Here is an 11,486-nt window from a genome sequence, read left to right as displayed (position 1 = left end):
ATCACGCCCAGAGTCAGCATACGGGGGGTCGGCGTGCGGGCCATCAGGCGGGCTCCTGCTGGGTGATGCAGTGGAACGAGCCGCCGCCGGTGAGGATGGCCTGCGAGGGCAGGCCGATCACCTGGCGTCCGGGGAACAGGTGCTCCAGGGCCTGGACGGCGAAGCCGCCGGCCTGGTCCGAATAGAGAGGCACGATCACCGCCCCGTTGGCGATCAGGAAGTTCATATGGCTGGCCGGCGCGGCCTTGCCGTCCGCCCCGTCGATCCAGCCCGGCGAGGGGATGCGCATGACGGTGAGCCTGCGCCCCGCCGCGTCGGTCATGCCGGCCAGCCGCCGGGCGGCGTCGTCATAGGCCTTGGCGTTGGGATCGCCGCGCCCGAAGGCCACCGGACAGGCGACGACGCCGGGCGCCACGAAGCGGGCCAGGTTGTCCACGTGGCCGTCGGTGTGGTCGTTGGCCAGGCCCTCGCCCAGCCACAGCACCTTCTTCGCGCCCAGCGCCTCGGTCAGCGCGGCCTCGGCGACCGCCTCCGTCCAGTCCGGATTGCGGTTGGGATTCAGCACGCACTGGCCGGTGGTCAGCACCGTGCCCTCGCCGTCGTGGTCGACCGCTCCGCCCTCCAGGATGAAATCATGCTCCGCCAGCGGCGCGCCGGAGGCTCGGGCGATCTGCGCCGCCACCGTGTCGTCGTGCTCGAGCGCGTACTTGCCACCCCAGCCGTTGAACCGAAAGCCCTGCGCCTGCGGCCCCTTGCGGCCGACCGCGAAGATCGGTCCGGTGTCACGCAGCCAGATGTCGCCGAAGGCGCCGGCCACGATTTCGATCCCGGCCACCTCGCCTAGCAGAGCCCGCGCGTCGGCCTCGCCCTGCGGCGACCCGGTCATCAGCCGCACCCGCTCCGCTCCTGGCCCAGCCAACGCGCGCGCCAGCGCCGCGACCTCGGCCTGCGCCGCGGCCAGGTCGTCCTCCCACAGCTCCGCATGGCTGGGGAAACCCAGCCACATGGCCCGGTGAGGCGCCCACTCGGCGGGAACGGTGACGGTCATCCAAATCTCGAAGCTGCGGACGCGCGCAGATGGCCGCGGCGGGGCCCCCCGTCAAGCATCCACGAAAAAGGGCGGCCCGTCGCCGGACCGCCCCCTGATCGCACCGAACGGCGCGGATTAGAACTTGAAGCGCAAGCCCATCTTGATCACCCAGGTGGGGGTTGGCGGCGAGGTAGGAGTCTGCACCGTGCCCGCCAGATTGCCGGGCTTGAAGCTATCGAACTGGTAGTAGTTGCCCTTCCCGGCGATGCAGGTCGTGGATGTCGAGCCAGCCCCCGTGACTAACTGGCAGTTACGGGCCACGACCGGCGCCAGCGCGTAGGGGAAGCCGACTTGGCTCACCACGCCCCAGTTCTTGTTGAGCAGGTTGCCGAGGTTGATGATGTCCATATAGACCTCGGCCTTCGCCGAGTGCGGGAAGAAGGCCGGGATCTCCTGCGCCAGGTGGATGTCGGCGGAGGCCACGTCGCGCGAATGGAAAGCGTTGCGTGGGATGATCTGGCCCTCGTAGCCTTGCAGCCCCTTGGCCTGGATGAAGGCGTTGAACGCCGCGAGGTTAAAGCCTGGCCCATAGGTGACCAGCGGGTCGCTGGTGGCGGTCACCACGCCGTTGTTACCCTTGGGCAGGTAGAGCAACTCGTGGTTTGTGCTCGTGCTCCCCTGGCCGAAGAGCTGCTCAGCCGAACCGGAGAAGCTGGGCGACACGCACCCGCCGCTGCTCGTGGTGCAGAAGGCATAGCTATAGGGCAGACCCGCGCGATTGTAGGCAAAGAGCTGTATGGTGGTCTTGTTGTCGCCGAAGAAGGCGTGCTTGTAGCCAAGGCTGAGCTTGTTCTCCCAGCGGATCTCGTAGTTCGAGGTCGCCAGGTCCGGATGGTTCGGATCGGCCGTGATGCTGTTGTTATAGTTCGAGGTCGCGACCGAGCTGGTCGCCGGGCTGACGTCGCGGACCCGTTGGTGCGTGTAGGTGTAGTCGAAGCTGAGGCCGTCCGCCCAACCGCCGGTCCACGCCTTGCCGAAGCCCAGGGCGAAGATCTTGGCGTCGCCCTTGTTGGTGTTGGTCAGTAGGATGTCGCTACCGGACGTGCGGTTCAGAGCATTGGTGTACCGCGCCGGATTGAACACCGGCCGGCCGTCGGGCGCAGGCGTCGGCAGGACGTTCTGCAACTCCCAGAGGTCCTGGAAATTCACCGCTTCCTTGACCTTTGAATAGTAGGCGTCGGCGTGGACGCGCCAGTCGTCGCCGATGAACCCGCCGGCCCGGCCGAGGAACCCGTAGTCCGAGAAATCCAGCGTCTTCTGGGCGGAGAGCGAAACCTTCCAGGTCGAAGGCGGCTTGAAATTGGGATCGAGCGCGTTGGCGTTGCCCGTGCCCAGGTTCGCGCTGGCGGTGATGTCCTGTTGCGCGGAGGTTGGAATGGAGGACCCGGTCACGCCCACCAGAGGTCCCGTGCAGACCGCCGTGGAGCAGGTGTAGGTCTTGGTGCCCAGGATGTTTCCGGTGTTCTGATAGGAATTGTAGGTATAGACGCCGGGGTTGCCGCCGGAAAACAAGCCCACGCCGCCTGAGATCACCAGGGTCGGATCGGGTTGCCAGTTGAAGCCCAGGCGGGGCATCAGGATGTCTAGCCCGTCGGTGGTCGCGGTGTTGGAGAAACCGTATTGAGCCAGGAACCGAGGGTTCAGGCGCGGTACGTCGCCCGTGGAATACTTCTCATAGCGCAGGCCCGCGCGGAGCGTTAGCTCCGGCGTCGGCCGCCATTCGTCCTCCGCGTAGACGACATCGGTCTTGTTGGTCACCAAGCCGGCCGAGGTCTGGGGATTGTTGTCGAACGCGTTCTGATAGGTGAAGCGGCAGGCGACGCCGGCCTGAAGGTTGGCGAACACGTCGCCCGCGCCACAGCCCGACGTGAAGGTGTAGGTCCCGGTCGCGTTCTGCACGAACAGGTCGAATTCCGCGAGGTTTTCGTGCTCGTAGCCTGCGGTGATCACGTGGTTTCCCAGCGTATAGGCGCCGCGGATTTTTATCTGCTTGTCGACGTTGGAAAGGTTGTTCGCCTGACGTGAAATGTCCGGCCCAAGATATATATTGCCGGTTGACGGCAGCTGGATAATGAATTCCGAGAACGGGGCTGTGAACAGCTTGGATGGTGAGTTCACTTCCTTGCGGCTGTACTCGATGTCAGTCGTGAAATTCTCGGTCCAGTGCGAAACCAGGTCTGCAGTGAACGCCGTCAGCAATTGCTCGTAGCTATAGTCGTTGGACTGCAGGTTGACGATCTTGTTGCTGACGCTGCCGTTCGGGACATTGTAGGATGTACCGTCCGTCTTCTGATAGCTGACGAACAGGTGCTGATTGTCGGTGATGTACCAGTCGAGCTTGCCGAACCACTTGATATCCTCGACCGGTCCGCTGCCCCCGAAATTCAGCGGGTCGTAATTGTATTTGGTCTTCAGGATGCTTTGGACTTGGGTGACGTTCGCGGTGGTCACCGAGGGGATCGGGTTGGCGCCCTGCGCATCGCCGGGCACAAAGCCGCCGGAAGATCCGATGCCCGTGTACTTCTCATAGCCGCCGAAGAAGAACAGCCTGTCCTTGATGATCGGGCCGCCGAAGGTGGCGCCCCAATTCTGGTCCTTGAACTTGGTGGTGATCAACCGGTCGCCCGCCGGCACGTCGAGAGCGTCGTGGCCGATCTTGTGGCCGGCCGTCCGGTTCGAATCCTGCTCGAAGAACGCCGTGCCATGGAACTCGTTCGACCCGGACTTGGTGACGACGTTCAGGATGCCGCCTTGGAAGTTGCCGTACTGCACGTCATAGGGCGCGACTTCGAAGTTGAAGGCCTGGACGATGTCGATCGAGAACGGCGAACGCTGGGTGGGATAGCCGCCGTTGTTGAGGCCGAAGTCGTCGGATTGTCGCACGCCGTCGAGGTAGATGGTGTTCACGTGGTTGTTCGCGCCGGCCACCACCACGGCGTTGGAATTGGTCGGATCGATGGTCACGAACGGATTCAGGCGCACCAGATCCTTGAGATCTCGGGCGAACGTCGGAGCCGCGGCGATGTCCGCCGCGGTAAAGCTCGAGCGCGGACCGGTCTGCACGAGCGCATTGGTCACCTGTGTCGAAGACCCGGTGACCACGATTTCGGAGACCTCGGTTGGGCCGCCCAGGGTGATGTTCAGCTGATAGGGCGCGCCGATCGGGACCTGACCGATCTGCACCGTTTTGCTTGCGCCTCCGGCCCCCACCGCCTTGACGGTGAAGGAGCCGCTGACAGGCAGGTTGCGGACGGTGAAGAACCCGTCAGCCGAGCTGACCGTGTTGATCGAGCGGCCGGTCGTGGCGTCGGTGACCGTGACCGCGACGCTGCCGAGCCCCTTGCCGGCCCCGTCGCTGATCTGACCGGCGACGGCGCCGGTGGTTTCCTGCGCCATCACAGCAGTGGCGGACACGCCGCACAACAGAACGCTCAGCGCCAAACAACCGGCGCGGTTACGCATCGACATCATTACAATTTCCCCTCTTCCCCGACTTTTCGCGCTCGAGCCTGGCCGCAGCCCGCTCGGTCCTTAGCGCCACAAAAAAGCCTATAAGCCGGATTTGCCGGATGTTGGTGACGCTTTTGCAACGTGGACGACACGTGGGGCAACACTGCCCGCGAGTGTGGCTTCGGCGCCTTCCTGCGGGCGCCCGGATGCGGCTAGGGTCGGGTGCGATGCTGGGCCCGAAGATCTCTGAGACCGTGCGTTCGAAGGATCTGGACGCGGACACGCGCGCGGTGCTGCTGCTGACCGCCGCCCTGACGCTGGCCCGGCTCATCGCGCTCTTCCGTACACCCCTGGAGCTCTATCCCGACGAGGCGCAGTACTGGCTTTGGTCGCGGACCCTGGCGTTCGGCTACTATTCCAAGCCGCCGCTGATCGCCTGGGCGATCCGGGCCTCGACGGCCCTGGGCGGCGACACCGAGCCGTGGGTGAGATTGCCGGCGGCGCTGTTCCAGGCCGGCGCGACCCTGCTGGTGTTCTGGATCGGCCGGCGGCTCTACGGCTCCAGGACCGCGCTCGCCGCTGCGGCCCTCTATGCGCTGACGCCGGCGATCCAGCTTTCGGCGACTGTCGTGGCCACCGACGCGCCGCTGCTGTTCTTCCTTGGTCTGACGCTCCTCGCCTACACCGCCCTGCAGGGGGCGACGGGCGGCCGGCGCCTGGCGCTGGCGGCGGGCGTGGGCGCGGCGCTCGGCCTGGCGTTCCTCAGCAAATATGCGGCCGTCTACGCCCTGATCGGCATCGGCCTGCACCTGGCGCTGTCACCGGCGGCGCGGCGCAGCTGGTCGGCCGGTTCGGCGGTGCTGGCGCTGGGCGCCTTCGCCCTGGTGCTGGCCCCCAACCTGGCCTGGAACGCCGCCCACGGATTCGCCACCCTCCAGCACACCGCCGCCAACGCTCACTGGACCGCGCGCCACCTGTTCAACCCGGCCGAGTTCGGCGAATTCCTCGCCGCCCAGTTCGCGGTCTTCGGGCCGATCCCCTTCGCCGTGCTGATCGTGGGCGCGATCCTCCTGGCGTGGCGCCGCCGGCTGGAGCCGGCCGACGTGCTGCTGCTCTGCTTCACCCTGCCGCCGCTCGCGCTGGTGGCGGCGCAGGCCCTGGTCAGCCGCGCCAACGCCAACTGGTCGGGGGCGAGCTACCTCCCGGGCGCGATCCTGGTGGCGGCTTGGCTGATCCGCTGGCGGGCGAGGCGCCTGCTTATCGCCGCCCTGGCGATCCAGGCCGCCATCGCCGCGGCCTTCCTGGGCCTGGTGCTTTCGCCGCGGATCGCCGACAGCCTGGGCGCGGCCAACAGCCTGAAGCGCGCCCGCGGCTGGGCGCAGACCGCCGACGTCGTCGTCCGGCGCGCACGGATTGAGAGCCCGGCGGGCCTGAGCGCCATCGCGGTCAACAACCGCTTCCTGTACTCCGCCCTCGCCTACTACGGCCGGGACTATTTCCGCGAGCCGCTGGCCGCCCCGCTGATGATCTGGATCCGCGGCACGGGCGCCGGCAACCAGGCCGAGGCCTCGACGCCGCTCACGCCCGCCCACGGCCAGCGCGTCCTGGTGGTGGCGATCGAGGGCTGGTTCGACACCGAGATCGCCCGCGACTTCACGCGGACGCTGGGCAAGGAGCTCGACGGCATCTGGCTCGACCGCGGGCATCGGCGGAAGCTGGAGATGTTCGTGGGCGAGGACTACCGGCCCCGCCCCCGCGATCCGGCCACCGGCTACCCGTCGCCGCAGTGGCGTGCGGGCGATTCCGTCAGCCCTTCCCCCACACCACCTTGAGCGTGCGGTCGCGGCCGCAACCGATGCGGTAGGCCATGTAGGCAGCGGGGTTCTTCTCCGCGTAGTGCTGGTGATAGCCCTCGCCCGTCCAGAAGGTCGCAGCCGGCAGGATCATGGTGCGGACACTGGTCCCCAGCTGCTTGCCGACCTGCGCCTTCACCTGCTCGGCCTGCGCCTTCTCGGTGGCGTCGGCCACGAACACCGCCGTGCGGTAGGACGGGCCCTTGTCGCAGATCTGGCCGTTGGGGTCGGTCGGATCGATGTGGTGGAAGAAGGCGTCGACCAGCTGCGGATAGCTGATCTGCGCCGGGTCGTAGGTGACCTTGACGGATTCCAGGAAGCCCTCGTGGTTCTCATAGGACGGGTTCTTAGCGGTCCCGCCCGCATAGCCCACCACCACGTCCTTCACGCCCGGCGTGTGCTCGATGTCATGCTGGGCCGACCAGAAGCAGCCGCCCGCGAACACCGCGGTCTTCAGCGCCGCGGCGGCCGGCGCGGCGTTGGCGATCAGGAGGGTCGAGGCGGCGATGGCCGCAAAGAGGCGCGTCTTCATGGGATCAGGATGCCATCGGTGAGGTTCAGGGTCACCTGAGTATACGTGACCAGGGCGCGGTTGGTTACAGAGCTGTCGGGCCACTTCCCCCGCACCGGGGGAAGACCCTAGGCGTCGATCCCGGCTCCCACCTCAAACGGCGCCTCGGTCTTGGCCTTGACCTCGTCCAGCGTCACGCCGGGCGCGAGCTCGAGCAGCGTCAGGGGCGTCTTGCCGCGGGCGACGTCGAACACGCCGAGCTCGGTGACCACCAGGTCGACGACCTTCTGGCCGGTGAGCGGCAGGGTGCAGGCCTTCACCAGCTTGGGCGCGCCGGACTTCTCGGTGTGCTCCATCACCACCACCACGCGTTTGACGCCGGCCACCAGGTCCATGGCCCCGCCCATGCCCTTGACCATCTTGCCGGGCACCATCCAGTTGGCGAGGTCGCCGTTGGCCGCCACCTGCATCGCCCCCAGGATCGACAGGTCGATGTGCCCGCCGCGGATCATCGCGAAGCTGTCGGCGGATGAGAAATAAGACGAGGACGGCAGCTCGGTGATCGTCTGCTTGCCGGCGTTGATCAGGTCCGGGTCAGCCTCGTCCGGATAGGGGAACGGTCCCATGCCTAGCATGCCGTTCTCGCTCTGCAGGGTCACGCGCATCCCGGCCGGGATGTAGTTGGCCACCAGCGTCGGGATGCCGATGCCGAGGTTCACATAGAAGCCGTCGCGCAGCTCGGCGGCGGCCCGGGCGGCCATCTGGTCGCGGGTCCATCCTTGCTTTTCGGGGGCCATTACGCTGTCGCCTCTTCGCGCGGACGGGTGGTGAGCTGCTCGATCCGCTTCTCGTACACCGCGCCCTTGAAGATGCGGTCCACATAGATGCCGGGCGTGTGGATGTTGTCCTTGTCGAGGGACCCGGTCTCCACCAGCACCTCGACCTCGGCGGCCGTCACCTTGCCGGCGGTGGCCATCATCGGGTTGAAGTTCCGCGCGGTGCGCCGGTAGACTAGGTTGCCGTCGTGGTCGCCCTTCCAGGCCTTGACGATGGAAAGGTCGGCGGTCAGGCCGCGCTCCATCACATAGAGCTCGCCGTCGAACTCGCGGACCTCCTTGCCGTCGGCCACCAGGGTGCCGACACCGGTCTTGGTGAAGAAAGCCGGGATGCCCGCCCCGCCGGCGCGGATGCGTTCGGCGAGCGTGCCCTGCGGGTTGAACTCCAGCTCCAGCTTTCCGGAGAGGTAGAGCTCGGCGAACAGCTTGTTCTCGCCGACGTAGCTGGAGATCATCTTCCGGATCTGGCCGCCGGCCAGCAGGATCCCCAGCCCGAAGTCGTCGATCCCGCAGTTGTTGGAGATCACCGTCAGGTCCTTCACCCCCGCGTCGCGGATCGCCGCGATCAGGTTTTCAGGGATGCCGCAGAGGCCGAAGCCCCCCGCCATGATGGTCATCCCGTCGAAGAGCGCACCGCTGAGCGCCTCGCGGGCGCCGTCCACTGTCTTGCTGGCCATGCCTGCCCTGTTACGCCGCGCTGCAGCATTTGAGAACGGCCCTGGACAGAAAAATCGCGTGCAAGCGGCGCCAAGGCGCGGTCCATTGGCGCTATGAACGCCCAACCCCTGCTGGTCCAGGCCATGGTCTACCTGGCGGCCGGCGTGATCTCCGTGCCGATCGCCAAGCGGCTCGGGCTGGGCTCGGTGCTGGGCTACCTGCTCGCCGGCGTGCTGATCGGTCCGTTCCTGCTGAACCTGGTGGGGGCGCCGGGCGAGGTGCGGGGCTTCGCCGAGTTCGGCGTGGTGATCCTCCTGTTCCTGATCGGGCTGGAGGTCCGCCCGGCGCTGCTCTGGAAGATGCGCACCACCATTTTCGGCCTCGGCGCGGCGCAGCTCGTCGGCACGGCCGCCCTGGTGGCGGGCGCGTCGCTGGCGTTCGGCCTCGATTGGCGGGTGGCCGCGGCGATCGGCCTGATCCTCGCCATGTCCTCGACCGCCATCGTCCTGCAGAGCCTGGAAGAGAAGGGTATGCGCCAGGGGCCGGTGGGCGAGGCTTCCTTCGGCGTGCTGCTGTTCCAGGACCTGGCGGTGATCCCGCTCTTCGCCCTGCTGCCGCTGCTGGCTCCCGCCGGGACCGCGCCGGCCGCGCCGGATCATGCCGGGAGCCTGTTCGCCCCCCTGCCGGGCTGGGCGCAGGCGCTCGCCCAACTGGCCGCCATCGCCGTGGTGGTGGTCGGCGGCCGTTACCTCACCCGGCCGATGTTCCGGTTCATCGCCGCGGCGCGGCTGCGCGAGATCTTCACCGCTTCAGCGCTGCTGGCGGTCGTGGGCGTCGCCGCGCTCATGGAGCTGGTCGGCCTCTCCCCGGCGCTGGGCGCCTTCCTGGCCGGCGTGGTCCTGGCCGACAGCGAATTCCGCCGCGAGCTGGAGACCGACATCGAGCCGTTCCGCGGCCTGCTGCTCGGCCTGTTCTTCATCACCGTCGGCGCGGGGGTCGACCTTCGTCTGGTCGCGGCGCACCCCTTGGCCATCGCCGGTCTGGTCATCGGCCTTATGGCCTTGAAGATCCTGGCCATGTACGGCGCGGGCCGCCTGTTCCGCATGCCGCACCGCGTCGCCCTGAGCACTGCCGTGGCCCTCGCCCAGGGCGGCGAGTTCGCCTTCGTGCTGCTGAACTTCGTGCTGGGCGCCAGGGTGTTGGGTCCCGAACTCGCCCACCTGCTCACCGCCATCGTGGCGGTCTCCATGGCCGCGACGCCCTTGGTCTCCGCCGCCTACGAGCGCCTGGTGGTGAACCGCGAGGAAGAAGGCGACGAGCCCGAACGCCTGCCGTTCGACGAAAGCGCGCCGGACGTCGTCGTCGCCGGGTTCGGCCGCTTCGGCCAGATCGCCACGCGCCTGCTGCTGGGCAACAACTTCAACGTGGTGCTGCTGGACAACTCCATCGAGCAGATCGAGATCATCCGCCGCTTCGGCTGGGCCGTGCACTACGGCGACGCCAGCCGCATCGACCTGCTGCGCACCGCCGGCGCGGAGAAGGCGAAGCTGCTGTTGGTAGCCATCGACGACCGGGACAAGACCTCCGAAATGGTCGAGGCCGCGCACCAGGCCTTCCCCCACCTGGCGATCCTCGCGCGCGCCTGGGACCGTCGCCACGCCTACGAGCTCCTGAAGACGCCCAATGTGACGGTCGAGCGCGAGACCTTCGAAAGCGCGCTGAACATGGGCCGCAAGGCGCTCCTGAAGCTGGGCCTTTCCGAGCGCCGCGCCTCGCGCGCCGCGGCCCTGTTCCGCGAGCAGGACGACAAGTTCTTCCGCCAGCTCGCCCCCGTCGCCGGCGAAGAGGAAAGCTACATCATGGCCTCCCGCGACGCCCGCGAGACCACCGAGCGCCTGCTGCGCGCCGAGATGCAGCGGATCGCCGAGGAGGAGGACCTGGAAGACGCGCCGCAGCTGGCGCCGGCTCGGCGGTTGGAGCCCGACGAGGAGCGGGTGTAGGAAAAGCGCCATGAGCCAAGCCCACACCCTCCAGCGCATCGAGCCCGTCTCCTTCGAGGGCTTCGAACGCGACTTCGCCGAGTTCGCCGAGCGCCTCGGCGGCTCCTTCGCCCGCTACGGCTTCGCAGTGATCTCCGACCACGGCCTGCCGCAGGCGCGGATCGACGCGGCGCTGGCCGCGGGCAAAGAATTCTTCGCCCTGCCGGAAGCCGAGAAGCTGAAATACAAGCTGCCGGTCGGCGGCCAGCGCGGCTACACTCCGTTCGGCGTCGAGACCGCCAAGGGCGAGACCAACTACGACCTCAAGGAATTCTGGCACGTCGGCCGCGACCTGCCGCCGGGCCATCCCTACCGCAGCCACATGGCCGACAACGTCTGGCCGGACGCCGACGTCCCCGAGTTCCACGAGACCGTCGGCTGGCTCTACAACGCCCTCGACAGGATGGGCCTGAAGGTGCTGGAGGCGATCTCCGCCTACCTGGGGCTGGAGCGGCGCTTCTTCGACCCGACCGTCGACTTCGGAAATTCGATCCTGCGCCTGCTGCACTACCCGCCGGTTCCGGTCGACGGGCCGCACATCCGCGCCGCGGCGCACGAGGACATCAATGTCATAACCCTGCTGCTCGGAGCAGAGGAGGCCGGGCTGGAGGTCCTGGACCGCGACGGCCGCTGGCTGCCGATCAACCCGCCGCCGGGCTCGCTGGTGTGCAACATCGGCGACATGCTGCAGCGGCTGACCAACCACCGCCTGCCCTCCACCACCCACCGCGTGGTCAATCCCGCGCCGGAGCGCCGGGGCGTCCCGCGCTATTCGACGCCGTTCTTCCTGCACTTCAACTCGGACTACGAGATCAGGACTCTGCCGTCCTGCGTGGACCTGGCCCATCCGGACCGCTACCCCACCGCGATCACCGCCGACGAGTTCCTCCAGGAGCGCCTGCGGGAGATCAAGCTGGCTTAGGCTAGGACCAATCGACATTCAGGATTCCCTACGCTGAGGGGTGCTGATTCATTCCGTTCCGGATTGGCTGATTCGGAGCAGTGGGATGGCTGTGAAGCGCTATGAGCTGAGCGAGGCGCAGTGGTTGC

8 protein-coding genes are annotated in these 11,486 nt (G+C 67.4%); 3 read left to right on the top strand and 5 right to left on the bottom strand.

Annotation, left to right across the window (positions count from 1 at the left end):
* Positions 1 to 43: 43 nt before the first annotated feature.
* Both JWP28_RS10930 and JWP28_RS10925 read right to left on the bottom strand, forming a co-directional pair.
* Entirely contained in the window at positions 44 to 1,048 is a 1,005-nt protein-coding gene (locus JWP28_RS10930; protein WP_299542800.1) for an agmatine deiminase family protein, read from the bottom strand.
* 117 nt (positions 1,049 to 1,165) lie between these two features.
* The gene (locus tag JWP28_RS10925; protein WP_299542798.1) at positions 1,166 to 4,504 is read right to left on the bottom strand and encodes a TonB-dependent receptor; all 3,339 of its coding nucleotides are present in this window, start codon (positions 4,502 to 4,504) and stop codon (positions 1,166 to 1,168) included.
* A 290-nt stretch (positions 4,505 to 4,794) separates the two neighbouring features.
* Here JWP28_RS10925 and JWP28_RS10920 point away from each other — a divergent pair, with 290 nt between their 5' ends.
* Positions 4,795 to 6,372, top strand: a complete 1,578-nt coding sequence (locus tag JWP28_RS10920; RefSeq protein WP_366143805.1) for a glycosyltransferase family 39 protein — start codon at positions 4,795 to 4,797, stop codon at positions 6,370 to 6,372.
* Here JWP28_RS10920 and msrA read toward each other — a convergent pair.
* The 3 genes from msrA to JWP28_RS10905 form a co-directional block, all read right to left on the bottom strand.
* The gene (msrA, locus tag JWP28_RS10915) at positions 6,347 to 6,925 is read right to left on the bottom strand and encodes a peptide-methionine (S)-S-oxide reductase MsrA (RefSeq protein ID WP_299542794.1); all 579 of its coding nucleotides are present in this window, start codon (positions 6,923 to 6,925) and stop codon (positions 6,347 to 6,349) included. The genes JWP28_RS10920 and msrA overlap by 26 nt on opposite strands.
* 107 nt (positions 6,926 to 7,032) lie before the next feature.
* Positions 7,033 to 7,701, bottom strand: a complete 669-nt coding sequence (locus JWP28_RS10910) for a 3-oxoacid CoA-transferase subunit B (RefSeq protein WP_299542792.1) — start codon at positions 7,699 to 7,701, stop codon at positions 7,033 to 7,035.
* Positions 7,701 to 8,417 (bottom strand): CoA transferase subunit A, encoded by a 717-nt coding sequence (locus JWP28_RS10905; RefSeq protein ID WP_299542790.1) that lies wholly within the window; start codon positions 8,415 to 8,417, stop codon positions 7,701 to 7,703. Before JWP28_RS10905 ends, JWP28_RS10910 begins: the two co-directional genes overlap by 1 nt.
* A 93-nt stretch (positions 8,418 to 8,510) precedes the next feature.
* Here JWP28_RS10905 and JWP28_RS10900 point away from each other — a divergent pair, with 93 nt between their 5' ends.
* On the top strand, positions 8,511 to 10,397 hold the full coding sequence (locus JWP28_RS10900) for a monovalent cation:proton antiporter-2 (CPA2) family protein (RefSeq protein ID WP_299542788.1): 1,887 nt from the start codon (positions 8,511 to 8,513) through the stop codon (positions 10,395 to 10,397).
* 10 nt (positions 10,398 to 10,407) lie between these two features.
* A complete protein-coding gene (locus JWP28_RS10895; protein ID WP_299542786.1) occupies positions 10,408 to 11,358 on the top strand; it encodes a 2-oxoglutarate and iron-dependent oxygenase domain-containing protein in 951 nt (316 codons plus the stop codon).
* The last annotated feature ends 128 nt before the right edge of the window (positions 11,359 to 11,486 follow it).

The organism is Phenylobacterium sp. (genome assembly GCF_028290885.1).
GTDB lineage: Bacteria > Pseudomonadota > Alphaproteobacteria > Caulobacterales > Caulobacteraceae > Phenylobacterium.
This window is presented reverse-complemented; position numbering and strand designations above follow the sequence as displayed.